This window comes from Delftia sp. (assembly GCF_059499305.1).
This window is the reverse complement of sequence record NZ_JCABYI010000004.1, coordinates 83,986-109,105: the sequence shown is the minus strand read 5'-3', so window position 1 is coordinate 109,105 and position 25,120 is coordinate 83,986. Positions and strand designations below refer to the sequence as shown.

25 protein-coding genes and 1 tRNA gene are annotated in these 25,120 nt (G+C 67.1%); 5 read left to right on the top strand and 21 right to left on the bottom strand.

Annotated elements, in window-relative coordinates; translation table 11 throughout:
• Positions 1–185: 185 nt before the first annotated feature.
• The 5 genes from AC5I49_RS02405 to AC5I49_RS02385 all read left to right on the top strand — a co-directional run bounded on the left by AC5I49_RS02405 (position 186) and on the right by AC5I49_RS02385 (position 7,545).
• Positions 186–2,036, top strand: a complete 1,851-nt coding sequence (locus tag AC5I49_RS02405; protein ID WP_279492674.1) for a methyl-accepting chemotaxis protein — start codon at positions 186–188, stop codon at positions 2,034–2,036.
• Positions 2,037–2,327: 291 nt separating this feature from the next.
• Positions 2,328–3,432 (top strand): peptide chain release factor 2 gene (gene prfB / locus AC5I49_RS02400; protein WP_126312227.1). Its coding sequence is split into 2 segments (ribosomal slippage): positions 2,328–2,408 and positions 2,410–3,432, totalling 1,104 coding nucleotides; the frame shifts between segments, so codons are not numbered across the junction.
• Between the two features lie 78 nt (positions 3,433–3,510).
• Positions 3,511–6,237: an aminopeptidase N gene (gene pepN / locus AC5I49_RS02395; RefSeq protein WP_126312228.1), complete on the top strand. Its 2,727-nt coding sequence runs from the start codon at positions 3,511–3,513 to the stop codon at positions 6,235–6,237.
• A gap of 198 nt (positions 6,238–6,435) precedes the next feature.
• A complete protein-coding gene (locus AC5I49_RS02390; protein WP_012205101.1) occupies positions 6,436–7,443 on the top strand; it encodes a class 1 fructose-bisphosphatase in 1,008 nt (335 codons plus the stop codon).
• 26 nt (positions 7,444–7,469) lie between these two features.
• A tRNA-Thr gene (locus tag AC5I49_RS02385) sits at positions 7,470–7,545 on the top strand.
• Between the two features lie 74 nt (positions 7,546–7,619).
• Here AC5I49_RS02385 and AC5I49_RS02380 read toward each other — a convergent pair.
• The 21 genes from AC5I49_RS02380 to AC5I49_RS02280 form a co-directional block, all read right to left on the bottom strand.
• Positions 7,620–7,916 carry an addiction module antidote protein gene (locus AC5I49_RS02380; protein WP_017406814.1) on the bottom strand — a complete coding sequence of 99 codons (297 nt, stop codon included), beginning with the start codon at positions 7,914–7,916 and terminating at the stop codon, positions 7,620–7,622.
• Between the two features lie 168 nt (positions 7,917–8,084).
• Positions 8,085–8,837, bottom strand: a complete 753-nt coding sequence (locus tag AC5I49_RS02375) for a 4'-phosphopantetheinyl transferase family protein (RefSeq protein WP_495788782.1) — start codon at positions 8,835–8,837, stop codon at positions 8,085–8,087.
• Position 8,838: 1 nt separating this feature from the next.
• Entirely contained in the window at positions 8,839–9,273 is a 435-nt protein-coding gene (locus tag AC5I49_RS02370; RefSeq protein WP_495788781.1) for an excinuclease ATPase subunit, read from the bottom strand.
• A gap of 47 nt (positions 9,274–9,320) precedes the next feature.
• Entirely contained in the window at positions 9,321–9,716 is a 396-nt protein-coding gene (locus tag AC5I49_RS02365; protein WP_209672864.1) for a hypothetical protein, read from the bottom strand.
• Positions 9,713–10,972, bottom strand: a complete 1,260-nt coding sequence (locus tag AC5I49_RS02360; protein ID WP_160854386.1) for a beta-ketoacyl-ACP synthase — start codon at positions 10,970–10,972, stop codon at positions 9,713–9,715. The genes AC5I49_RS02365 and AC5I49_RS02360 overlap by 4 nt, the downstream gene beginning before the upstream one ends.
• A complete protein-coding gene (locus AC5I49_RS02355; protein ID WP_209800549.1) occupies positions 10,969–11,712 on the bottom strand; it encodes a 3-ketoacyl-ACP reductase FabG2 in 744 nt (247 codons plus the stop codon). Before AC5I49_RS02355 ends, AC5I49_RS02360 begins: the two co-directional genes overlap by 4 nt.
• Complete coding sequence (locus tag AC5I49_RS02350; protein WP_061287592.1) at positions 11,709–12,188, bottom strand: hotdog family protein; 480 nt, start codon at positions 12,186–12,188, stop codon at positions 11,709–11,711. Before AC5I49_RS02350 ends, AC5I49_RS02355 begins: the two co-directional genes overlap by 4 nt.
• A gap of 12 nt (positions 12,189–12,200) precedes the next feature.
• Positions 12,201–13,412: a beta-ketoacyl-ACP synthase gene (locus AC5I49_RS02345; protein ID WP_070080338.1), complete on the bottom strand. Its 1,212-nt coding sequence runs from the start codon at positions 13,410–13,412 to the stop codon at positions 12,201–12,203.
• On the bottom strand, positions 13,409–14,053 hold the full coding sequence (locus AC5I49_RS02340) for a DUF3261 domain-containing protein (RefSeq protein ID WP_209800547.1): 645 nt from the start codon (positions 14,051–14,053) through the stop codon (positions 13,409–13,411). Before AC5I49_RS02340 ends, AC5I49_RS02345 begins: the two co-directional genes overlap by 4 nt.
• Positions 14,050–15,300, bottom strand: a complete 1,251-nt coding sequence (locus AC5I49_RS02335) for an NAD(P)/FAD-dependent oxidoreductase (protein ID WP_209800545.1) — start codon at positions 15,298–15,300, stop codon at positions 14,050–14,052. The genes AC5I49_RS02340 and AC5I49_RS02335 overlap by 4 nt, the downstream gene beginning before the upstream one ends.
• Before the next feature lie 14 nt (positions 15,301–15,314).
• On the bottom strand, positions 15,315–17,690 hold the full coding sequence (locus tag AC5I49_RS02330; RefSeq protein ID WP_209800543.1) for an MMPL family transporter: 2,376 nt from the start codon (positions 17,688–17,690) through the stop codon (positions 15,315–15,317).
• A gap of 9 nt (positions 17,691–17,699) precedes the next feature.
• Positions 17,700–18,230 carry an outer membrane lipoprotein carrier protein LolA gene (locus AC5I49_RS02325; protein WP_495788925.1) on the bottom strand — a complete coding sequence of 177 codons (531 nt, stop codon included), beginning with the start codon at positions 18,228–18,230 and terminating at the stop codon, positions 17,700–17,702.
• A gap of 170 nt (positions 18,231–18,400) precedes the next feature.
• On the bottom strand, positions 18,401–18,841 hold the full coding sequence (locus AC5I49_RS02320; protein ID WP_017406826.1) for an acyl-CoA thioesterase: 441 nt from the start codon (positions 18,839–18,841) through the stop codon (positions 18,401–18,403).
• A 23-nt stretch (positions 18,842–18,864) separates the two neighbouring features.
• The gene (locus tag AC5I49_RS02315; protein ID WP_277848561.1) at positions 18,865–19,842 is read right to left on the bottom strand and encodes a lysophospholipid acyltransferase family protein; all 978 of its coding nucleotides are present in this window, start codon (positions 19,840–19,842) and stop codon (positions 18,865–18,867) included.
• Positions 19,839–20,603 (bottom strand): glycosyltransferase family 2 protein, encoded by a 765-nt coding sequence (locus tag AC5I49_RS02310; RefSeq protein WP_277848562.1) that lies wholly within the window; start codon positions 20,601–20,603, stop codon positions 19,839–19,841. Before AC5I49_RS02310 ends, AC5I49_RS02315 begins: the two co-directional genes overlap by 4 nt.
• Complete coding sequence (locus AC5I49_RS02305; protein ID WP_277848563.1) at positions 20,600–22,366, bottom strand: ApeI family dehydratase; 1,767 nt, start codon at positions 22,364–22,366, stop codon at positions 20,600–20,602. The genes AC5I49_RS02310 and AC5I49_RS02305 overlap by 4 nt, the downstream gene beginning before the upstream one ends.
• A 7-nt stretch (positions 22,367–22,373) precedes the next feature.
• Positions 22,374–22,925 (bottom strand): COG4648 family protein, encoded by a 552-nt coding sequence (locus AC5I49_RS02300; RefSeq protein ID WP_071955332.1) that lies wholly within the window; start codon positions 22,923–22,925, stop codon positions 22,374–22,376.
• A 14-nt stretch (positions 22,926–22,939) separates the two neighbouring features.
• The gene (locus tag AC5I49_RS02295) at positions 22,940–23,200 is read right to left on the bottom strand and encodes an acyl carrier protein (RefSeq protein ID WP_017406831.1); all 261 of its coding nucleotides are present in this window, start codon (positions 23,198–23,200) and stop codon (positions 22,940–22,942) included.
• Between the two features lie 38 nt (positions 23,201–23,238).
• Positions 23,239–23,499 (bottom strand): phosphopantetheine-binding protein, encoded by a 261-nt coding sequence (locus tag AC5I49_RS02290; protein WP_128422704.1) that lies wholly within the window; start codon positions 23,497–23,499, stop codon positions 23,239–23,241.
• Positions 23,486–24,262 (bottom strand): lysophospholipid acyltransferase family protein, encoded by a 777-nt coding sequence (locus tag AC5I49_RS02285; protein ID WP_209672874.1) that lies wholly within the window; start codon positions 24,260–24,262, stop codon positions 23,486–23,488. The genes AC5I49_RS02290 and AC5I49_RS02285 overlap by 14 nt, the downstream gene beginning before the upstream one ends.
• Entirely contained in the window at positions 24,255–25,076 is an 822-nt protein-coding gene (locus AC5I49_RS02280; RefSeq protein ID WP_392451539.1) for a beta-ketoacyl synthase chain length factor, read from the bottom strand. The genes AC5I49_RS02285 and AC5I49_RS02280 overlap by 8 nt, the downstream gene beginning before the upstream one ends.
• Positions 25,077–25,120: the final 44 nt, after the last annotated feature.

Sequence of the window (25,120 nt, the reverse complement as noted above, 5' to 3'; positions counted from 1 at the left end):
CCGCAATAAATATTCGGACTGGACCTATTTTTCCCTAAGCCTCGCCGGCAAGTGACCGATATCTGCGGCATGGCGGCGGCTGAGTGTCGGCCCCGCTGATCGCCACAGATCGCCACCGTTTCCGCCGACTCCCAGCCCCAGCCGCTCATCCGCTTTCGCTCTTCGCCATACGGCACTCCCCCACCATGATGTTTTTCCGCAATCTGAAGCTGGCCCCCAAGCTGCTGGCCTCCTTCATCGCCCTGCTGCTGCTGACCGCAGGCCTGGGCCTGTTCTCCGTGGTCCAGCTGGACCGCGTCAACCAGACCGCCACCGACCTGGCCCACCACTGGATGCCTGCCGAGCGCGTGCTCCTGGAGATGCGCTACCAGCTGCAGCGCTACCGCTCGCAGACCATGCAGCATGTGCTGGCCACCTCCATGGAAGAGATGGCCGTCTACGACAAGAACATGCCCGCGCTGTGGTCCGAGCTGCTGAAGAACCAGCAGGCCTTCGAGCGCTATGCCAATACGGCTCGCGAGCGCGAGCTGATGGCCGGCATCAAGGACGACCTGGGCCAGTACGCGCAGCACACGGCAAAGATCGTGGACCTGTCCCACGCCCTGCGCACCGACGAGGCGTCCGAGCTGCTGCGCGGCGATTCGGTCAAGACCAGCCGCGCCATCAACAGCAAGCTCGATGAACTGATCAAGCTCAACGCCCAGGGCATCGAAGATGCCAACCAGGCCGGTGACGACATCTTCACGGCTGCGCGCTGGTGGGTGATCGCCCTGCTGGTGGGCGCCGTGGTCTTCGGCCTGGCCATGGCCCTGCTGATCGCCCGCAGCGTGGCACGCCCCCTGCAGCAGGCCGTGAGCCTGGCGCAGGCCGTGGCCGCAGGCGACCTGGGCAGCCGCATCGAGGTGCATGGCAAGGACGAGACCGGCCAGCTGCTGCTGGCCCTGCAGCACATGAACGAAAGCCTGCAACGCATCGTGGGCCAGGTGCGCCAGGGCACGGACTCCATCGCCACGGCCAGCGGCCAGATCGCATCGGGCAACCAGGACCTGTCGGCCCGCACCGAGGAGCAGGCCAGCTCGCTGGAGCAGACCGCCGCCTCCATGGAGGAGCTGACCTCCACCGTCAAGCAAAACGGCGCCAACGCCCAGCAGGCCAACCAGCTGGCCGCCGCCGCGTCCCAGGTCGCCGTGCGCGGCGGAACGGCCGTGGCCCAGGTGGTGCAGACCATGTCCGCCATCAACGATGCCTCGCGCAAGATCGTGGACATCATCGGCGTCATCGACTCCATCGCCTTCCAGACCAACATCCTGGCGCTGAATGCCGCCGTGGAAGCGGCCCGCGCCGGCGACCAGGGCCGGGGCTTTGCCGTCGTCGCCTCGGAAGTGCGCACCCTGGCCCAGCGCTCGGCCGCCGCCGCCAAGGAGATCAAGCAGCTGATCGACGACTCGGTGGGCAAGGTCGAGGAAGGCAGCGCCCAGGTCGATTCGGCCGGCAAGACCATGGAGGAGATCGTGGCCAGCGTGCGCCGCGTGACCGACATCATGGGCGAGATCTCGGCCGCCAGCCATGAGCAGACGGCCGGTATCGAGCAGGTCAACCAGGCCGTCACGCAGATGGACCAGATGACCCAGCAGAACGCGGCCCTGGTCGAGGAATCGGCGGCGGCCACCGGCGCCCTGCAGGCCCAGGCCAAGGCGCTGGCCGAGGTGGTGAGCGTGTTCAAGCTCTCGCCGTCCACCGGCATGCTGGGCAGCAGCCGCGGTGTCAGCCACGCCGCCGCCGTGGCAGCGCCCCGCCAGACACCGGCGGCGCCCCGTCCGCATCTGGCGCCTGCCGCTCCCAAAGGCGCTGTGCCCGCACGCGCATCGGCCGCCCTGCCTTCTGCAACTGGTGCGGCCGGTGCAGCCCCTGCTCCGGCAGGCGCCGCGCGCCCGGCCCAGCCGGCGCAGCCGGCCCGGCCTGCCGTGACCGCACCTGCCAGGGCCAAGGCCAAGGCGGCCAGCACGGCCTCCGACGACGATTGGGAAACCTTCTGAACCAGGTTTTCGCCCGCCCCGCCGGGGGCGGACACACCGGCCAAGGCCCGACCAGCTCCTGCTGGCCGGGCCTTTTTTCCGGGCGCCTCGCAGGCGGATCACGCCCCTGCCATGGCCAAGCCCTTCAAATCTGCCATGATCGACCGCTGCAAGCCCTTGTTTTGAAAGCCATCGCCAGTCTGCCGCCCTCCCGCAGCCCCGCGCGACAGGCGCTTGGCCCGGCACGGTGCCCCAGCATGAGAAAATCGGCGATTCAGCCAAGAACACATTCATCAGAAGACGGAACACATCATGGAAGCAGAACGCATCAACCTCATCGGCAACACCCTCGAAGATCTGTCGCAGCGGACGGCAGATCTACGGAGGTATCTTTGACTACGATGCAAAGTACGAACGACTGCGCACGGTAAATGCCTCGCTGGAAGATCCCAGCGTCTGGAACGACCCCAAGAAGGCCCAGGAACTGGGCAAGGAAAAGAAGCTGCTCGACGGCGTCGTGCTGACGCTGCAAAAGCTCACCACCGAGCTGGCCGACAACGCCGAGCTGTTCGAGATGAGCAAGGAAGAAGGCGATGAGACCGGCCTGCTCACCATCGAGGGCGAGACCGCCAAGCTGCAGCCCCTGATCGAGGAACTGGAGTTCCGCCGCATGTTCGGCAAGGAAGCCGATCCGCTGAACTGCTTCGTGGACATCCAGGCCGGCGCCGGCGGCACCGAAGCCTGCGACTGGGCCGGCATGCTGCTGCGCCAGTACCTGAAGTACGCCGAACGCAAGGGCTTCAAGGCCACGGTCGAGGAAGAGACGCCGGGCGACATCGCCGGCATCAAGAGCGCGACCATCCACATCGAGGGCGAGTACGCCTACGGCCTGCTGCGCACCGAAACCGGCGTGCACCGCCTGGTGCGCAAGTCGCCCTTCGACAGCTCGGGCGGCCGCCACACCAGCTTTGCCTCGCTGTTCGTCTATCCCGAGATCGACGACTCGATCCAGATCGAGATCAACCCCTCGGACGTGCGCACCGACACCTACCGCGCATCGGGCGCCGGCGGCCAGCACATCAACAAGACCGATTCGGCCGTGCGCCTGACGCACATCCCGACCGGCATCGTCGTGCAATGCCAGGATGGCCGCAGCCAGCACAGCAACCGCGACGTCGCATGGCAGCGCCTGCGCTCCAAGCTCTACGAGCACGAGATGCAAAAGCGCATGGTGGAGCAGCAAAAGCTGGAGGACACCAAGACCGATGTGGGCTGGGGCCACCAGATCCGCTCGTACGTGCTGGACAACAGCCGCATCAAGGATTTGCGCACCAACGTCGAAATCTCGGCCACCCAGAAGGTGCTGGACGGCGACCTCGACGCTTTCATCGAAGCCTCGCTCAAGCAAGGCCTCTGAGTTCCAAGCCCCTGGGCGGCACCCGCCGCACAGGGGCTTGGACTCTGTCCCCTGATATTGGCATAGGAAGGAATCTGTATGCTGCAACTGCGTGACGGGCAGGCCCCTGCCACCGCCATCCACCGCGCCGACTACCAGGCTCCTGCCTGGTGGATCGACACCGTGGACCTGACCTTCGATCTCGATCCGGCCAAGACCCGCGTGCTCAACAAGATGCGCGTGCGCCGCAACACCGAGGTGCCGGCGCAGCCGCTGCGCCTGGACGGCGATGAACTGAACCTTGCGCGCGTGCTGGTCAACGGCGGCGGCACCTCGTTCAAGATGGACGGCGACCAGCTCGTGCTGGAGAACCTGCCCGAGGGCGGCGACCCCGTCGATCTGGAAATCTTCACCACCTGCGCGCCCGCCAAGAACACCAAGCTCATGGGCCTGTATGTGAGCCAGGGCACGTTCTTCACCCAGTGCGAGGCCGAGGGTTTCCGCCGCATCACCTATTTCCTGGACCGTCCCGACGTGATGGCCATGTATACCGTGACGCTGCGCGCCGACAAGACCGCGTACCCGGTGCTGCTGTCCAACGGCAACCTGGTCGAGCAAGGCGCGCTGGAAGACGGCCGCCACTTCGCCAAGTGGGCCGATCCGCACCGCAAGCCCAGCTACCTGTTCGCCCTGGTGGCCGGCAACCTGGTCGCGCGCGAGCAAAAGATCAAGAGCCGCGCGGGCCGCGACCACCTGCTGCAGGTCTTCGTGCGCCCCGGCGACCTGGAGAAGACCGAGCACGCCATGAACTCCCTCATGGCCAGCGTGGCCTGGGACGAGGCCCGCTTCGGCCTGTCGCTGGACCTGGACCGCTTCATGATCGTCGCCACCAGCGACTTCAACATGGGCGCCATGGAGAACAAGGGCCTGAACGTCTTCAATACCAAGTACGTCCTGGCCAGCCAGTCCACGGCCACCGACACCGACTACGCCAACATCGAGTCCGTCGTCGGCCACGAGTACTTCCACAACTGGACCGGCAACCGCGTCACCTGCCGCGACTGGTTCCAGCTGTCGCTCAAGGAAGGCCTGACCGTCTTCCGCGACCAGGAATTCAGCATGGACATGGCGGGCAGCCCCTCGGCGCGCGCCGTCAAGCGCATCGAGGACGTGCGCGTGCTGCGCACCGCCCAGTTCCCCGAGGATGCGGGCCCCATGGCCCACCCGGTGCGGCCCGACAGCTACATCGAGATCAACAACTTCTACACCGTCACCATCTACGAAAAAGGTGCCGAGGTCGTGCGCATGCAGCACAACCTGGTGGGCCGCGAAGGCTTCGCCAAGGGCATGAAGCTGTATTTCGAGCGCCATGACGGCCACGCAGTGACCTGCGACGACTTCGCCCAGGCCATGGCCGACGCCAACCCCGACAGCGAACTGGCCCGGCGCCTGGACCAGTTCAAGCGCTGGTACAGCCAGGCCGGCACGCCCCAGCTGCGCGCCGAAGGCAGCTATGACGCGGCCGCCCGCACCTACACGCTGACCCTGAGCCAAAGCTGCGCACCCACGCCCGGCCAGGCAGAGAAGCTGCCCTTCGTCATCCCCGTGCAGATGGGCCTGCTGGGCCAGGACGGCCGCGCGCTGACCCTGCGCCTGCAGGGCGAAGACGCGCAGGCAGCCGGCGACAGCCGCCTGCTGGTGCTGTCCGAACCCAGCCACAGCTTCGTCTTCACCGACGTGGACCAGGAGCCCGTGCCCTCGCTGCTGCGCGGCTTCAGCGCCCCCGTGGTGCTGCAGCACAGCGACAGCGATGCCGCCTTGCTGACCCTGCTGGCCCATGACAGCGATGCCTTCAACCGCTGGGAAGCCGGCCAGCGCCTGGGCCTGCGCATCGCGCTGCAGGCCATTGGCGACACCTCCATCACGGCAGACGCCAGCGGCCAGATCGCTGCTGCCCTGCTGCCGGCCTCCTTCGTCGAGGCCATGCGCGGCGTGCTGCGCCATCCGCAGCTGGATGCGGCCTTCAAGGAACTGATGCTGACCCTGCCCGGCGAAAGCTACATTGCCGAGCAACTGGCCGTGGTCGATCCTCAGCGCGTGCACGCCGTGCGCGAAGCCATGCGCCAGCAACTGGCCACCGAGCTGCAGGCCGACTGGCAGCAGGCCTGGCAGGAGCACAGCGACACCGGCGCCTACCGCCCCGACCCCGTCAGCTCCGGCCGCCGCGCCCTGTCCGGCATGGCACTGTCCATGCTGTGCCTGGCCGCGCGCGCCTCGGGCGACACGGTCTGGCCCGGCAAGGCGCTGCAGCGCTTCAAGGACGCAGGCAACATGACCGACCGCATGAGCGCCCTGACGGCACTGGTGCAAAGCGGCCATCCGCTGGCCGCCCAGGCCCTGGCACGTTTCCACAAGCTGTTCCAGCACGATGCACTGGTCCTGGACAAGTGGTTCGCGCTGCAGGGCGGCGCCTGCGACCGTGGCGGCAACGTGCTGCCGGCCGTCAAGCAGCTGATGAAGCACCCCGACTTCCAGATCAAGAACCCCAACCGCGCGCGCAGCCTGATCTTCAGCTACTGCAGCGCCAATCCCGGCGCCTTCCACCGCGCCGACGCGGCGGGCTACGTGTTCTGGAGCGAGCGCGTCATCGAGCTGGACGCCATCAACCCCCAGGTCGCCGCCCGCCTGGCGCGTGCCCTGGACCGCTGGAGCAAGCTGGCCGAGCCCTACCGCACGGCGGCACGCGAGGCCGTCGCCCGCGTGGCGGCCCGCGCCGAACTCAGCAACGACGTGCGTGAAGTCGTCACCCGCGCCCTCGCGGATTGACGAGCCACCCCCTGAGTCGCTTCGCGCCTTCCCCCTTGCAGGGGGACGACACCCTCGGTGCGAGGCGGCTCTTCCTCGGTGTCCCTGGCTTGAGCAGCGCCGGTTTTATGCTGCAAGCCAGGAATCACTGAAATGCTGTTCATCAGCAGATGCATACGCCATGCCGCATCTGCTCCCGGATTTTTAGGAGTTGAACCCATGAAGAAAAACGTCAGCCTGACCCGCTACCTGGTCGAGCAGCAACGCGTGGACGGCCTCATCCCCGGCCAGCTGCGCCTGCTGCTGGAAGTCGTGGCACGCGCCTGCAAGCGCATCAGCCAATCCGTCAACAAGGGCGCCATCGGCGACGTGCTGGGCACGGCCGGCAGCGAGAACGTGCAGGGCGAAGTCCAGAAGAAGCTGGACATCATCGCCAACGAGGTGCTGATCGAGGCCAACGAATGGGGCGGCCACCTGGCAGCCATGGCCTCCGAGGAAATGGAAGGCATCTACCTGGTGCCCAACCGCTACCCGCACGGCGAGTACCTGCTGATGTTCGATCCGCTGGACGGCTCGTCCAACATCGACGTCAACGTCTCCATCGGCACCATCTTCAGCGTGCTCAAGAAGCCCGAAGGCCACCCCGGCGTGACCGAGCAGGACTTCATGCAGCCCGGCACCCAGCAGGTCGCCGCCGGCTACTGCATCTACGGCCCGCAGACCACCCTGGTGCTGACCGTGGGCGACGGCGTCTCCATGTTCACGCTGGACCGCGAGCAAGGCTCCTTCGTGCTGGTGCAGGAAAACATCCGCATCCCAGAGGACACCAAGGAATTCGCCATCAACATGTCCAACATGCGCCACTGGGACACCCCCGTCAAGCGCTACGTGGACGAATGCCTGGCCGGCGTGGAAGGCCCGCGCGGCAAGGACTTCAACATGCGCTGGATCGCCTCCATGGTGGCCGACGTGCACCGCATCATGACCCGCGGCGGCATCTTCATGTACCCCTGGGACCGCCGCGAGCCCAACAAGCCCGGCAAGCTGCGCCTGATGTATGAAGCCAACCCCATGGCCTGGCTGGTCGAGCAGGCCGGCGGCGCCGCCACCAACGGCAAGCAGCGCATCCTCGACATCCAGCCCACGCAGCTGCACGAACGTGTGAGCGTCATCCTCGGCTCGAAGAACGAAGTCGAAAAAGTGACGCAATACCATTCCGAGGCATAAATTTGCCGTTATAATTTTTGTCTGTCGCCGGTGTAGCTCAGTTGGTAGAGCAGCTCATTCGTAATGAGAAGGTCGAGGGTTCGATTCCTTTCTCCGGCACCAAACAAGAAGCCCCAGATTCGCAAGAGTCTGGGGCTTTTTCGTTGGGCACTCTGAGTGCATTCCGGCAACAATGATCAGGTGCGGATAGGCTGAGCCACCAGACGCACGCCAAGAGCGCCACAGACGCGACGGATGGTGTCAAACCGAGGCTGGCTACCCGGCCGCAGTGCCTTGTACAAAGCCTCCCGGGTCAGACCGCTGGCACTGGCTATCTCGCTCATGCCGCGCGTGCGTGCGATCACGCCAAGGGCATGGGCCAGTTCGGAGGGGTCATCTTCTTCCAGCACCAAGGACAGATAGGCAGCCACGTCCTCATCGGTTTTCAGGTGCTCGGCCATGTCAAAGGTGGGAAGGTCAGCAATCTTGGTCATGGTCAGTTCTCCAGGGTCTTGGACAGGGCAATTGCAGCCGCAATGTCCACCTGCTGGGTTGCCTTGTCGCCACCACCCAACATAACTACCAGCACGTAACACGCAAAGCTAACGGCGAAACCACCCCAGTGGTCAGAATTTCTGCAGCTGGACATGTGCCTTGTGCCATCAGGCCAGCACGACAAGTCGCCAATCCACAGCGGGCTTCCAATGCACTTCTTCGCTTCCTGATATAGCCACCTCGGGCAGGGGCCCAGGCATGCAAAGCGCCAGGCACACGGCCTGTGCATCGCAATCCCGGCCTTGCCACAGGCGGCCGTGGGCCAGGGGCGGCCCAGCCATGTCGAGCGCAGCGGAGACGGGTATCCACGCAAGCTGCCGCATCCGGACAAAGTCCAGGCCCTGGCCCAGGCTCTTGAAATAGGCCTCCTTCAGGCTCCACAGCTGCACCAGGCTGTGCTGCAGGCGGGCTCCGCCCTGCGCGTGCAGCCACGCGCGTTCGGGCGAGGAGCACACCATCTCGGCCATGCCATGCACGTCGCGCTGGCGGCGCTCTGTCCGCCGCTCAATGTCCACGCCCACCGGGCCTTGTGCGGCGGCGCAGGCCAGCCAGCCGGCGCTGTGCGAGAGGCTCAAACGGGGCTGCGCTCCAAAAATGCCGCCCTCCCCGCCTTGATCCACGTGGGGTGCAGCATTGCGGGGCGCTGCCAGCCGCCAGGTCGATGCGGCATCATGCCCGCCGGCCAGCAGCAGGCGCATGGCATAGCGGCAGGCGATGAATTCGCGCTGACGCGCCTCGCGCATGCCGGCATGGCGCTCCCGCTCCGAGTCCGTCAGCCAGCCCGCAGCCAGCGACTGCGCATTGGCCCACAAGGGCGCCTGCGCCCCCAGCAGCAAGGCGCAGGCGGCCGGCGCGCTCAAATCACCGGCCTACGCGGGCATAGGTGCCCTTGAAGGTGACGCCGGCCATCACATTGCCTGCGCGGCATTCGAAATTGACTGGATCCCGGGTGGATTGCTTCTTGTTGAAGCTGTGCAGGTCCACCACGGCGTTGGCGCCCTTTTGCTTGGCCTTGGCCTCGAAGGCTATCAGGGCAGACAGCGCTGCCCAGTTGCAGGCCGTGGCATCGTCCTTGCCCACGCCGTTGGTTTTCTTGTTGGACACGTCATCGCCCAGCTTTTCGGAGATGGCAGGCGTGCTGGCACCGGACAGGTGAAAGCTCACGCTGCCGTCGAGCTTGCCCTGGTCCAGGCCGAGCTTCACCACGTCGGCCAGCGGCAGCATCACTGCTTCATTGCGGGCATGTACCGCCGTTGCGGCCACCAGCGCCATGGCTGCCAAGATCATCTTTCTCATGGAAACTCCCTCTCTGTAAAAAAGCATGGAACAGGGACAGCGATGGATTACGGGGTACTGATTTTCTTCATCAGATTCCGGACCCAGCGGTTGTAGTTGGGATGGATCTCCCGCTTGCCATCGCCTTCCGAGTAATTCAGATTCACGCTGTGCAGATAGCTGATCCGGTAGGTATCTGTGTTGTAGTGCACCGCGATGTTGACCTGGTGCTTGCCTTGCTTGTCGTAGTGCAGCTCCAGGCGGCCCGGCTCGTCGCCGACCACCACCCAGCCCAGCGACTTCGACGCCACCACGATGCGATCGTGCAACTGCTGCGTCGTAGTCTCGGGCGAGGCGGTCCACATGACCGCCGGGGGTTCATAGATGTCCGTGCTTCGTGCCACCGCGCTGCCTGCGGCCAGGGCAAGGACCAGGACAATGGCGGCGGTTCTCGTCTGTTTCATTTCACTGGCTCCTGTTGCTTCCAACGTCGAAAAATCAATGAGGTGTTGATGCCGCCAAAGGCAAAGTTGTTGCTCATGACGATATCGGTGTGCAAGGCACGCGGCTCGCCCATGACGTAGTCCAGATCGGCGCAGCGCGGATCGGGTTGCTGCAGATTCGCGTTGGCTGCAAACCAGCCTTCACGCATCATCTCGATGCTCATCCAGGCTTCCAGCGCGCCGCAGGCGCCCAGCGTGTGGCCCATGTAGCCCTTGAGGCTGCTGATGGGCACCTGGCTGCCGAGCACTTCGCGGGTGGCCTGCGATTCGGCAATGTCCCCCTGGTCCGTGGCCGTGCCGTGGGCGTTGACGTAGCCGACCTCCGAAGGTTCGATCCCCGCGTCATCAAGCGCCATGCGCATGGCCTGGGCCATGGTGGCGGCGTTGGGCTGCGTCACATGGGTGCCATCGGAGTTGCTGGCAAAGCCGATCAGCTCGGCCCGGATGCAGGCGCCACGGGCAAGTGCATGCTCCAGCTCTTCGAGCACCAAGGTGCAGGCGCCCTCGCCCAGCACCAGGCCGTCGCGCCGGGCGTCGAAGGGACGTGGCGTGCACTCGGGGCTGTCGTTCTTGACGCTGGTCGCAAACAGGGTGTCGAACACAGCCGCCTGCGTGGCATCCAGCTCCTCGGCCCCGCCGGCCAGCATGGCAAGCTGCTTGCCGCTCTGAATGGCCTCGAAGGCATAGCCCAGGCCCTGGCTGCCCGAGGTGCAGGCGCTGGACGTCGTGATGACGCGGCCCGTGGTTCCGAAGAACACGCCGATGTTCACCGCCGCCGTGTGCGACATCATCTTGATGTAGGTGTTGGCGTTGATGCCCTCGGTGCTCTTGTCGGCCATCATGCGGCCGAAGTCGCCGATGGCCGAGGGCGTTCCGGCGGACGACCCATAGGACACGCCCATGTGCCCGCTTTTGACGAAGGCATTGCCCAGCAGGCCGGCATCGGCCAGCGCCAGCTCGCTGGCGCGCGTGGCCATCAGGGCGACGCGGCCCATGCTGCGCATGGACTTGCGGTTGTAGTGCGGCGGCAGATCGAAGGGCGGCACGGTGCTGCCCAGCCGGGTGCTCAGGCCCTCATAGGCAGCCCACTCGTCCATCACCCGGATAGCGGTTTTGCCGGTGCGCAGTCGCTCCCGCACCGTGGCCCAGTCGTGGCCCAGCGGACTCAGGGCACCCACGCCCGTGACGACCACACGCCGTTTGCTTGCTGCGCTCATCCCACCATCCCTCCATTGACGGAGATGACCTGGCGCGTGATGTACGAGGCCTCGCCGCCCATGAGGAAGGAGACCGCACCTGCCACCTCGTCCACCGTGCCCATGCGGCGCATGGGAATCAGCGCCAAGGCATGTTCGAGCACTTCCTCGCTGACCATTTCCGTGTCGATCAGGCCGGGCGCCACGCAATTGACCGTGATCTCGCGCTTGGCCAGCTCCACGGCCAGGGACTTGGTCGCAGCGATCACCCCGGCCTTGGCCGCGCTGTAGTTGGCCTGGCCCCGGTTGCCCATCAGGGCGGAGACCGAAGCCAGCGTCACGATGCGCCCCGGCTTGCGGCGGCGCACCATGGGCATGACCACCGGGTGCAGCACGTTGTAGAACGCATCCAGGTTGGTATGCACCACGGCATCCCACTCCTCGCCCGTCATGGCAGGGAAGGCATTGTCCCGGGCGATGCCGGCATTGCAGACCACGCCGTAGTAGGCGCCATGCTGTTCCATGTCGGCCTCAAGCGCCAGAGCGCAGGCAGCGCGGTCTGCCACATCGAACTGCAGCACGCGGGCCTGGCGGCCCAGCGCGGCAATGTCGGCCACCGTCTGCAGGGCCTGCTCGCGGCCGCTGCGGCAATGGACCACGATGTCGAAACCATCGCGCGCCAGGCGCAGGGCGATGGCCCGGCCTATGCCCCGGCTCGACCCTGTCACCAGCACCGTGGCTGGCTGGGCGATTGCACTCATGCTTGTCCAACTCCTTCTTGCTCCAGCGCCTGTATGAATGCGCTGCCATTGTCTGGTTCGTAAACGGATATGCGGGCCTGGGCGAGCACGCGGTCCTCGCCCAGGGGCTGGATGCGGCAATCGAACATGCCCAGGCCATTGGTGCCCACCAGTTCGCAGTGCACGCTCACGCGCAGCACGCTGCCCGGGGAAAAATGTGCGCAGGCCGCCTGGAACTTGCGCGTGCCCAGCAAAAAACCCAGCTTGACGGGCCGCCCGGCCTGCACCGCCTGCCAGCCGGCCCAGGCGGCCACGGTCTGGGCCATGTACTCCAGCCCCACCCAGGCGGGCATGCCGGCGTCCTGCAGGAACAGGCCATCGCGCGGCACGGTGACCTGCGCATGGGCGCTATCGGCGGATGCATCGAGCAGGCAGTCCAGCAGCAGCATCACGCCGCGATGGGGCACGTAGTTTTCAATCGGTAGAAATGCGTTCATCTCGATGACTCCTCAGGCAGCGGCCAGCAGCAGGGCGCAGTTGCTGCCGCCAAAGGCAAAGGAATTGCTGAGCACGGCCCGGGGCGCACGCCCCAGCGCCATGCCCGGGCGGACCACGGCCAGGGCGGGCAGTTCGGGCGCCTGCTCGCCATCCCACCAGTGCGCAGGAAGCCGGCCCTGCGGGTTGTCGTGCAGCAGGTGCCAGGCCATGGCCGCTTCCAGCGCCCCGGCCGCCGCCAGGGTGTGGCCGGTCAGCGGCTTGGTGGAGCTCACGGGCGTTGCTTCGCCGAACACGCTGTGTATGGCCAGGCTTTCCATGGCGTCGTTGTGCACCGTGGCCGTGCCGTGCAGGTTGATGTAGTCCACGTCACCGGGCCGCATGGCCGCACGCCGCAGCGCCTGCTCCATGGCCTGGATGGCGCCCTGGCCGGATGGGTCGGGGGCCGACATGTGGTGGGCATCCTGGGTCTCGCCCCAACCGGCCAGGCGCACGGGGCCTGGCTCTCGCGTCAGCAGGAAGAACGCCGCGCCCTCGCCCAGGTTGATGCCGCTGCGCCGGGCAGACAGCGGGTTGCAGCGCTTGTCCGACACGGCCTGCAGCGCGCTGAAACCGGCCACGGTGAAGGCGCACAGCGCATCCACCCCGCCGGCCAGCACGGCATCGACCAGGCCGGCCTGCAGCCAGCGCGCGGCCGATGCCAACGCCTTGGCTCCGGAGGAGCAGGCGGTGGAGAGGGTGTGCGCCGGCCCCTGGATGCCCAGGTGCTGGGCCAGGAACTCCGACACATTACCCATTTCCTGCAAGGCGTAATCAAAGTCCTGCGGGAACCGGCCCTGTGCCTGCCAATGGGCGGCGGCGGCTTCGCCCTCCTGCACGCCGGCCGTGCTGGTGCCCACCACCACGCCCACACGCGCCGGGCCCCAGCGCGACAAGGCCTGCTCCACCGGGCCGCGCACGCCCTGGGCGGTGTGCCATGCCAGGGCGTTGTTGCGCGATCGCTGCGGCGGCGGTGCCCAGTCCAGCGTGGGGAGCACCATGTGGGGCGGCAGGCAGCCCAGCGGCAGGTGCCGGCCCGGGCTGTAGCGGTCGCTGCACTGCAGGCTGTCGGGGACCTGGGTGGCGAACAATGCGGCGCGCAGGCTGGCCGCATCGGCGCCCAGGGCGCTGGTGGCTGAAAGGGTTTGCACAAACACGGCCTGTGCCGTCGGGGTGATCGCGGTCATGCGCCCTCCCCTGCATTGGCACAGGGACGCATGCCGCCGGGCGAGGCAACGCGCAGTTGCCAGGCGCCTGCGGCATACACGATCTCGAACCCGTCGCCGCCGGCAGGCCGGATCTCGACGCGCGTCTGCCCTTGGTGAGACAGGTGTCTGGCCGATCCACCGGACATTCCGACCTCTTCCAACACCCAGGATGCAGGCAAGGCCTGCGCAATGGCATCCACCGGCCACAGCGCCAGCTGCATGTCGCCGAGCACCTGCGCCGGCGCCAGTTGCGCCGGCCACCAGCGTGACAGCTCGGCCTGCAGCTGCCGCCCATCCCAGACGATCACGCCCACGCGCTGCCCCAGGTGGACCAGCGCCAGGCGCACCGTCTGCGCATCGACCTCCAGCAGCGCGTCCAGTTCCTGCGCGGGCTGGCCAGGCGCCTGCACCACCAGATGCTGCTGCAGCGCCAGCGCGCAGCCCAGCGCAGCCGGCGGCAATGCCAGCCGCGGCGACGTGGCATTGCCCTGCGGTGCACGCGCCTCTGGTGCGGTGGAGCAGCCTGCCAGCGTGCTGGCCGTGATGATGGCAGCGCACGCCGCAAACAAGGCTGGCGCACGCTGGCGCGCAAAGGCCGGGAAAAGACGCAGCCGCCTCATGCCATCACCCCCTGCCCCGGCTGGCAAAGCTGGCTCAGCACGTTCAGGCGGCGCTCCGGCTCGGCCACATAGGGGTTGCGTCCATCCCAGGCGTAGCCGGCGAGGATGGACGAGATCATGCGGCGGATGTCCGGCGCATGCGACGGGTGGAAGATCACGTCCTGGAAGCTGCCGTCGTACCAGCCCTGCACGAAGGCACGGAAGGTATCGACACCTGCCTGCAGCGGCTGGGCATAGTCCTGTTGCCAGTCCACCGCCTCGCCCTGCCAGCTGCGGGCGATGCAGTCGGCGGCCAGGCTGGCCGACTTCAGGGCAATGGTCACGCCGCTGGAGAACACCGGGTCCAGAAACTCGCCCGCATTGCCCAGCAAGGCATAGCCCGGGCCCCACAGCGCCGTCACATTGGCCGAGTAGCCCGTGAGCGAACGCCCGGGCGTGTCCCACCGGGCATTGCGCAGCACCTGCGCGAGGCTGGGCGTCTCGGCAATGATGGCGCGCAGGCGCTCGACCTCGGAGCCCGCATGGCGCTCCAGGAATTCGGGCGTGGCGACAACGCCCTGCGAGCTGCGGCCATTGGAAAACGGAATGGTCCAGAACCACACATGCCGGTGCTCGGGATGCACGGAAATCAGGATCTTGTCGCGGTCCATGTCCTGTGCCGCGATGCGATCCTCGACATGCGTGAACAGGGCCGCACGCACGGGAAAACCGGAGGGCCGCTCCAGCCCCAGCATGCGCGGCAAGATGCGCGCAAAGCCGCTGGCATCCAGCAGATGGCGGGCCTGCACCACATATTCCTCGCCTTGCGGCGTGCGGGCCGTGACCTGCGGCTGGGCGCCTGCCACGTCCACGCCGGTCACCGTATGGCGATAGCGGATCTCGGCGCCCGCCTTCTGGGCGGCATCGGCAAGCACCTTGTCGAAATGGGCGCGCTGCACCTGGTACGTCGTGCCCCATCCGCAGGAGAACTTGTCACGGAAGTCGAAGGCCGTGCGCAGATCGCCCCGGGCGAAGGCCGCGCCGTTCTTGTGCTGGAAGCCCGCCTCCACCACGTCCTGCAGCATGCCGGCCTGCTCGATGTAGGCCATGCCTTGCGGCAGCAGGCTCTCGCCAATGGAAAAGCGCGGGAACTCTTCCTTCTCCAGGATGAGCACCCGGCGCCCCTGCCGGCGCAGCAGGCCCGCCGCCACGGCGCCGGAGGGGCCGGCGCCAATGATCAGGATTTCAGTCTGTTCGGTACGTTGCATGTACGGTGTCTTTTTCAGAGAGAGGTGCCGGCAGGCGCCTGCGGCGGCGCGCGAAACAGCGGCGCCAGCACCAGCACCAGCGGCAGGCCCAGCATCAGCGTGACGCCAAAGGCCCGCAAGGCCGGCGTCTGGGACAGGCCCAGCAGGCCGAATGACAGCCAGGTGCTGGCCGCGCCGATCACCACGGCCAGCCAGGCGTGGGGATCGTCCTCGTGCTCCTGCAGGAAGATGCCGTAGTCGATGCCCACGCCCAGCAACAGCATCAGCGCCAGCACGTTGAAAAGCTGCCAGGGCTGGCCCCAGACGGACAGGACCACCGCCACCGCCAGACTGGCCAGCACGGTGGGCAGCCAGGCTCGCCAGGCCTGGCTGCCAAAGCGCAGCCACAGAGCCGCCAGCACCAGGCCGTGGCCCAGCACCAGCAGTTGCGTCATCGACAGGCGGTAGCGCTGCAGCAGGCCGGAGATCTCGGCGGGCTTGTCCACCCAGACCACGCCCTCCAGCCCATGCGCTGCCTGCGCCAGCCCCGGCAGTGCGGCCTGACCGGCCACGCCGCGCAGCATGAGCATGCTGCGCCAACGGCCATCGCGCTCGCCCAGCCACAGGGGGCCGGCCGCCGCGGAGATGGACTGCTCCAGCCAGGCCTGCACGGTCAGGGGTTGCACCGGTGCGGCGGCAGGCGCACTGAAAGACTCGCCCAATTGGGCATTGATCCCTTGCAGCACCTGGTCCTCGACACGGCGCACCAGGGCCAGATCCTCGCTCTGGCGCCGGGCGGAAGGCACCCAGTCGGACACAGCCGTGTAACCGGCAAGCTGACCATGCTGCACCAGCACATCAAGCCGCTGCTTGAGCAGCTCCTCGCGCTGCAGCAGCTCCTGGTCGCTGGCCCCGTCGAGCAGGTAGAACTGGGCCGGGCTGGGCAGGCCCAGCATGTCACCCACCTGGCGCTGCTGGGCAACCAGGGCAGGCGCGCCGTTTTGCAGCTGGCGCACATCGTCCTGGATGTTCAGGCGCCCACCCCACGCCAGCCAGGCCGCCATGGCGGCACACAGCACCACCGAACCCGGCAGCGCTGCGCGCCAGCGCGGCCAGGCCATCAGGCTCAGGCCTATGCGCCGTGCAGCGGGGCTGGCGGGCATATGGCCCCGGTCCAGCCAGGGGAACCAGCAGACCACGGTCAACATGGCGGCGGCCAGTCCCACCACGGAGAAAACGGCCATCTGCCGCAGTCCCGGGAAAGCCGCGACGCCCAGTGCCAGGTAGGCAATCACGCTGGTGCCCAGCGCCAGCCACAGTGCCGGCAGCAGGGAACGCATCAGCGCATGCGGCGTGCGCCGTGGGGCGCCCTGCCGGGCAGCAAAGTAGTGAATGCCATAGTCCTCGGCCACACCCACCAGGCTGGCGCCGAACACCAGGGTCAGCAAATGCACCTGGCCGAACAGGGCCGCCGTCACGCTCAGCGCCACCGCCGTGCCGATCAGCAGGGACAGGCCCACCAGGGCCATCGGACGCACGGCTCGAAATGCCAGCCACGCCAGCAGCAGGACAGCGGCAAGGGAGCCCCAGCCGATGGTGTTGATCTCGCCATGCGCCTGCGTGGCCGCTGCCTCGGCATGCAGCGGTACGCCGGCCACCAGCAGTTGCGCATCGGGCCATTGCCGGCGCACATCGGCCAGGGCCTGCTGCAGCGCATCCTGCAGCACGGGTTCGCCTGACAGGCGAAACGCCGAGCCCGACAGCGCGTACTGCAGCAGCACCCATTGCTGCCCCTGCCCGGACACCCACAACTCACCGTCGCGCGGCCGCGCATGGCTTTGCGCAGCGCGCGCCGTCCACCAGGGGGTCCACAGGCCCAGGGGATCACGAATCCAGTCGGTCAACCGCGCCTGCAGGCCGGGCTGGTACAGGTCCTGCAGGACCTGCTGCACCAGGAGCCCACCCGGCGTTTGCTGCAGCCGGTCGCGCTGCTGCGGCGTAAGCAGGGACTGGCGCCAGGGCTGGTAGAAATCCAGGGCCGCCTGCATGGAGACCTGCTGCGCCAGCGCCTGTTCGCGCAGCGGCGCGGCCGCCTGACGTGAAAGGCTTTGCCGCAACTGCTGTGCAGCCTGTCGGCTGCCGGCCCAGTCGGGCGTACCCAACAGCACGGTGACCTGGCGCGACAACTGGTCGGCCAGCTGCTGCGTGGCGCGCGTCACCTCGGGCGCCTGTTCATTGACCGGCAGCAGTGCCAGCACATCGGTGTCCATGCGCTGGCCATGCCAGAAATGCCATTGGTGCACGGCCACCACCAGCACGGCCAGCAGCCAGGCCAATGCGGCTGCACGCCACAGAAGGCCGGGACGGTCCTGGCTGCCGGTGTCGTGCGCGGGGGATGGACTGGTGCTCATGGCGCTGGCTCAGTCAAACAGGGCGGCATCCTGCGCACGCAGCGCCTGCTCGGCAACGGGGTTCGCCATCTGGATCTGGCTGCGGTCGCCGCGCGCCTCCTGCAATTGCACGGACTGCACAAACTGCTGGCCGCTCAGGTCCACAGCCTGCAGCCACTGGGCCAGCACGGGGTCGCGCGGCACGAGGTGGAGCCTCCAGCCGGCACCCTGCACCTGGCCGCTGACATCGAAGTAGTGGGTGAGCTGCGCCAGGTCCGCCGACACCACGGCAAACAGCATGGCATTGATGGTGCGCAGCACGGGCTCGTCCTGCGCGCGCATCTGCACGGCCGTGCTGCCATCGGCGCCGCGCGACAGCAGGCTGTCGGGCCTGACGATCAGCGTCGAGGCAAAGGGCTGGCGCACCTGCCAGGCGATGCCCTTGCCACGTGCCACGACGAAGTCGCCCGAGGATTTGAGCGGCTGCCTGAAGCCCTGCACGGTCTTGAGCTGCGTGAACTGACCACGCACCACAGGCGCGCTCTGCACGCGCTCACGCACCTGGGCCAACAGAGCCTGCTGTGACACTTGGGAGGCCGGGGAGGTCTGTGAACCGTCGCCAACGCCGGAAACACCGGCAGCAGGCGCGGCCTGCAAGGCAGCCGGAAGAGACAAGGTGCAGGCCAGGGCGCAGGCCATGCCCCATGCAGCCAGGCGCGTCCCTCGGGCAGTCATGGCTGCACCCCCAGCCGTTCCCACAGCACGGGAGGGCAGACAAAGCACATCTCGCGCGTGCGCATGTCCACGGCCACCTGGGTGGTGTGGGCCGTGTTCACTTTCTCGCCCGTGGCGGCATCGCTGATCAGGTAGTCGATGCGCAGGCGGTTTTCCCACTCGGTGATGGTGGCCTTGATCCGGAGCTTTTGTCCGAACAGCGCCGGGCGCACGTATTTGAGACGCATGTCCACCACGGGCCAGCCGTAGCCGGAGTCGCGCATGCGGGGATAGTCGTAGTCGAAGTGGGCCAGCAAGGCGCTGCGAGCCAGTTCGAGATAGCGCACGTAGTGGCCGTGGTAGACGATTTCCATCACGTCGATGTCGTAGAACGCTGGCGTGACTTCGATCTCGTAGCTCAGCCGCTCGCGCGAGGCGATTTCCTGGTCAGTGGCCATGAAGGCTCCGCGTGAAGGGCAAATTACCCATGGTTGAGAGGATGCGTGGGTGCAGGTGCAGGCATGCCCTGCTCCCAGAACGGGAAGAAGTTGAACCAGTCATAAGGCGCCTTGCACAGCAGGCGTTCAAGCTGCCGGGCATAGAGCCGGGCATAGCCGGCCAGCGCCTGCGCGCGCCGCGCGCGCGGCAGTTCAACCTGGGCGGCAAGCGGCACGAACTCGACGGCATAGCCCCGCCCCTCATGCACGCAGCCCATGAAATACAGCGGGCACTTGAGCAGGGCAGACAGGATGTAGGGCCCGCAGGGGAAGGCGGCCTCATGGCCCAGAAACAGGGCCTGCGTGGTCTTGCTCTCATGCACAGGAACGCGGTCACCGGCAATGGCGATGAACTCCCCGCGCGCCACGCGGTCGGCCAGTGCCATGGCGGTGGCCATGTTGAAGTCCAAGACCTGCAGCAGCTGCACCCCGCTGTCCGGCGCCATGCGGCGCAGCAGGCGGTTGAAACGCTCGGCATGCCGGGTATGCACCAGGATGGTCAGTTGCAGGCCAGGGCATTGCCGGGCCAGGGTCTGGCACAGCTCGACGCAGCCCATGTGCGCGGTCACGAGCACGGCCCCCTGCCCGCGGTCCATCAGGTCCAGCAAGGGCTGTTGCCCCTCCAAACGCACGTGCTCGGTGCGGTAGCTGTTCGTTACGGCAAGCAGCTTGTCCAGGATCACCTGGGCAAAGACACCAAAGTGCCGCAGGCCGTGCACCCAGCCCGGCCCGCGCGGCCACAGGCCATGCGCCTGTTGCAGGCGCTGCAGGTACTGCAGGGAAGCGCGCCGCGCCATCGGGCGCGTGAGCCAGTAGTAGCCGACGACCGGATACAGGCACAGCAGAAAGGGCCAGCGGCCCAGCCAGCGGTGAAGCTGGTAGAGCAGCCACATGCCGCCCACGCAGGTGCTTTCACCGATCTGCGCCCAGTGGTGCGGGCTGCGTGTGGAAGGCCCGCTCATGACGCCCCCCGCGTTCGCAGTCGGCGCGCCAACAGTTGCGGGCTGCGCAGCAGCATGCCGCCGAACAGGCGCGCGTGCATGCCGGAGATCCGAAGGTTGTCGCCCCAGACCCTGAAGTGCGACAGCCCATCGGCGGGATAGGTCACGGGCGTGGGCAAGGTCACGAAGGCCACGCCGCGCCAGTGCAGGTGCACCAGCACTTCGGTGTCGAATTCCATGCGCCGCCCCATGCGGGAGCGGTCCAGCACCGCCACCGTGGTCTTCAGCGGATACACGCGGTAGCCGCACATGGAATCGCGAATGTCCAACGACAAGGTGTTGATCCACACCCACACATGGGTGAGGTACCGGCCATAAAGACGCGCCTTGGGCACGCTGGCGTCATAGGCGGGTGCCCCGCAGACCATGCTCCCCGGGTGGGCACGGGCCAGCGCCAGGAAGGCGGGAATGTCACTGACGGCGTGCTGGCCATCGGCATCGATCTGCAGCGCATGCGTGCAGCCCTGGGCCAGCGCGGCGCGCAGGCCGGCCATCACGGCGGCACCCTTGCCCTGGTTGCTTGCCAGGCGCAGCACCTGGACCTGCCCTGCGTGCTGCTCTGCCAGCGCATCCAGCACGGCGGCGCAGCGCGGCCCCGAGCCGTCGTCCACCAGCAGGCACGGCAGGCCGGCGTGCAGGCAGCCTCGGACCATCACGCCCACCGTGTCGGGGTGGTTGTAGACGGGGATCAGGGCCGTGGGACGAAAGTCAGGCGCCCTCATGGCCTGCGCTCCAGCAGGTGGCCACTGGCATGCACGCCCCGCGCGGAACTCAATTCGAACTGCAGGCAGCCTTTCTCGGGCTGCCACTGCAGCTGCATCTGCACCGTATCGCCGGGCAGGATGGGCTGCTGGAATTTGAGCAGTTGCGCGTCGGCAAATCCGTGCTCCAGACCGAAGGCCTGGGTCGCCAGGCTCACCACCCAATGCAGTTGCGCCACGCCGGGCACCAGGGATGCCTCGGGAAAATGCCCCTCCAGCACGCGCAGCCGGGGCTGCACCAGCAGTTGCGCCGTGGCGCGCTGCGCGCTGCGCTCCTGCCATGCCGGCACGGGAATCACGGGATTGAACAAGGTCAGCAGGCTGTGATGCGTGGTCTTTCCCTGCGCATTCATGGGCATGCGCTCCACATAACGCCAGTGGCGCGGCAAGGCCACGCGGTCCACGCAGGGTTGCAGCAGCGAGCGCAGCGCCTGACCCATGCCGCGACGGCCCTGCTGCTGCAACGCCTGCCAGCCCGCTTCGCACAGCTCCACCACCATGCCCACGCGCTGCGGCGCGCCGCCAGCGATGCCGCTGGCGCCGGGCGGCTGCTCCAGCACCACGGCCCTGGCCTGCCGGACGTCACCATGGGTTTCCAGAACACGCTCCATGGCGGTCAGGGACACCCGCTTTTCGGCAATCTTCACAATGCGGTCTGCACGCCCCTGCAGCACGAAGCCCAGGCCGTCGGTGCCGGGCAAGGCACGGTCGGCCGTCTCCCACCAAAGCTGCGCATCAGGCAGATGGCGCGAGCGCACGGCAAGAAGCCCGCTGTCCGACAGGCGCAGCTCCACGCCAGGCAGGGCCTGCCAGGATTCGCCGTGTTCTGCGCGGCGGCGCCAGGCGATACCGCCCGTTTCAGAGCTGCCGAAGACTTCGGTGGGCGAATGGCCCAGCAGTTGCAGCGTGTGCTGCGAGGCGCTCTCGGCCAGTGGGCCGCCGGAGGAAAACACACCGCCCAGCCGCTCCATCGCCTGCGACCAGTCCAGGTGCGTCGGCAAGCGGCCGAGCATGGCGGGGCTCGATACCAGCAGGCTGCGCGGCGCCTGCTGCAGTGGCTGCACCAGATCCTCGGGATAGTGCGCCAGATGCGTGCCCATGGCGCGGCCCGCCGCCAGCGGCCACAGAATGCGGAACAGCAGGCCGTAGATGTGATGGTGCGCCACGGTGGAGAGCACCTGCACGTGCGGCTCCTGCGCCATGCCGGCACCGAACACGGCCTGCAGGGCCTGCACCTCGGCATCCAGCTGCGACAGCCGCTTTTCAATGCGCTCGGGCACCCCCGTGGAGCCGGACGTGAACAGCACGACGCGCGCCTTTTGCATGTCCAGGGGCTGCAGTACCACGCCGTCCGCGCCAGCGGCATCAGGCACCAGGGCCTGGGGCAACTCGCCCGCGCAGGCCGCCACCTGGGGCAGCAGCGCCGACAGCGTGTGCGCATGCAGGTCACTGGCCAGCACCGGCGTCTTGCCCGCGTGCCATGCACCCCATAGCGCAGCGGCAAAGGTCAGCGGATTGCCACAGTACAAGGCCACTTCCGCCCCTTGCACACGCTGGAAGGCCGCGCACCACGCCCGGACAGCATCGACCCATTGCGCGTGCGTGACCGCCGCATCCTGCGGCCTTGCCACCACATGCCCTGCGTCCCTGGACTGCGGCAGTGCCACCTGCGCCAATGCCACCCATGCCAGTGCCAGACCTTGTTCGCTCTTTGTGGCCGTCATCCTTGCCTCACACATGTCCATGGCGCCTGCGCACACGCTGGCGCACCAGCCACTCCACCGCCATCAGCAGCCCCATGGCCCCATAGGCGATCAAACCGTTGTACAAAGCCCAGGCCTCGTCGCTGCCATACAGGGCCGTACCGGCCGCCACTGCGCCATTGCAGACAAAGAAGACGCACCAAACGGCCGTCACCCGGGCGGTGTAGCGCACGGCCGGCGCAGGCAGATCAGGCTGCCGCAGCCGGGCCAGGCGCTCCACCACCGACGGCGGAAACCACAGGCTCCAGCCAAAGCCGGCCAGCAGCACGGCATTGACCAGCACCGGATAGAACTTGAGCGCCAGGCCATTGCCCTGCCACCACGAGACGGCAGACAGCGCCGCCGCCCCCGCAGCGACCACCCACCAAAATCCTTCGCGGCTGCTGCAGGCACGCGCCAGCGCCAGCACCACCAATGCGGCTGCAATCCAGTGCGCAGCCACACGCCCCAGCGCGGCATAGACGGCCAGCGGATAGAGCACCGTGGCCAGCAGCACAAGGCCTGTCGCGGTTTTGCGCATGGCAGGCGTGTTCCTCAGGCGACGGCGCTGTCTTCTTGCATCAGCTGATGCAGCGCATCCACCACGTCCTGGATGGTGCGCACCGACTTGAAGGCCTCGGCATTGAGCCGCCTGCCGACCAGAGGCTTCAGTTGGACGATCAGATCCACGGCATCAATGCTGTCGATGTCCAGGTCGTCATGGAGACGGGCTTCGGGCGTGATGCGCTCCGCCTCGATATCGAAGGTTTCCGTCAGGATTTCGACGATGCGTTCGTAGATGGTTTCTTTGTTCATGAAAATGTCTTTGCTGCGGTCTGCGCGGAGGGCCGCACTCAGTGCGTGCGCTGGGCCGCCACGAAGGCAGCAAGCGCCTGGACGCTGCGGAAATGCTGGCGCGTCTGTTCCGAGTCCCCGGACAGGCTCACGCCGAAACGCTTTTGCAGCGCCAGGCCCAGCTCCAGCGCGTCGATGGAGTCCAGTCCCAGGCCCTCGACAAACAGGGGCTCGCCCGCATCGATCTGCTGCGGCGTGATGTCCTCCAGCGCCAGGGACTCGATGATGAGTTCTTTGATTTCTTGCTCAAGCTCTGGCACGGGACGGTTCCTTGAATAGTTGTGCGGACAGGTGGTCCGTGACATGTCGGGCCGCCACGGAGTCGCTGGCAGCGCCCTGGCAAAAGGCCTCGATACCGATGTCGTCACGGACTTCGATGAAAAAGTGGGGCTTGCGCGGCGGCACCTGCCACCACGGCGCGCCCTTGGTCAGCATGGGCAGGCTGCAATGGATGTGCACCGGCGTGATATCGATGCGGCCTCTGACCGCCACATGGGCCGCGCCGCGCTGCAGCCGGACTTTGCCGTGCAGCGGTGTTCGCGTGCCTTCGGGAAAGATGATCAGGTTGTTGCCGGATGCCAGCGAGCGCAGGCAGTCCTGCAGCAGGCCCTCGCCACGGCTGTTGGCAATGAAGCCGGCCGCCCGGATGGGGCCGCGCGTGAAAGGGTTGCCTGCCAGCGCCGCCTTGACGATGCAATCGGCATGGCGAACGAAGGAGATCAGGAACACCACGTCGATCAGCGATGGGTGATTGGCAAGAATCAGCAGGCCGCGCCGCTGCAGACGTTCACGGCCGTGCACTTCATAGGACAGAACGCCGACGCCCGCCATCAGGGCCACGAACCAGCGCAGGCTGTGATGGATCACCGACTGGGCCGCCCACTGGCGCGACTGCGGCTGGCGCACGGTCAGCAGCAAGGCCGGATAGACCACGCAGCGCACCACCAGCCCACCCAGGCCGAACACGGCAAAGCACAGGCCGGTGGCCGCCAGGCGCCACTGACGATTGAGCCACTCAGCCATGAGCGCGCTCCCATCGCCATGTACCTGCGCCACGGCGCTGTGCCGGGCGCTGCGGGCCTGTCAGGGATGCCTGGCCGTCGTGCAACAGAAACTGCAACACCTGCAACCCGTGCGGTAAATGCTGCAAATGCGGCGCGTGGTCCGGTTCCGGCTGCGCGGCGTCCATGCCGGGCTGCCTGCTCAACTGGAAACCGGACTCCCCGGGTACTGCCCATTGCACCAAGACCGCCCAGGCGAATACCACCTGGGGCTCTGTGTGGAAGCCGTCATACGGAGCAGGCAGTGGCGCGTCATAGCAGACCAGCATGACTTGCGGCGCGCCTTCGTGCAGCAAGCCCAATGCTTCGACCATGCCCGCTTCCGGCGCGCAATCGGTGGACGCCACGCACAAGGCATTGGCACGCATGCCTCGCAAAATGGAATGCTGGGCGCCAATGCCGTTATGCACCGCCAGGCCGAATGCCGTGGGAGACAAAGCCTGCCCCAGGGCCTGCGTTTGCAGCAAGTCAAGGGACTTTTCGGCATCGCCGTAGCGCGAAGCCCAGACCACGGGCAAATCTGCCACTGCAGCCTGCGCCAGAACGGCGTCGGCAGGGATGACTACGCATCGCGCCAATCGCCCGAAGCGCCTGCGGACGATGGGTGAAACATGGGCAAGATCCGGATGCACCTGCCCTTGCGGCAGGATGGGTTGACGTGCCCACTGCCGCCACTGGGCAGGCTCCTGCAGTCCAGGCGCGAGCGCCGACCACGCCCGAATCGCAAAAACGTGGCGCACGCAAATCTCCCTCTGATGCCGATGTTTGAATTTCACGCCCGATCGCTACCGGCCGTTGTTCTGACAAAAAACCGATGCAT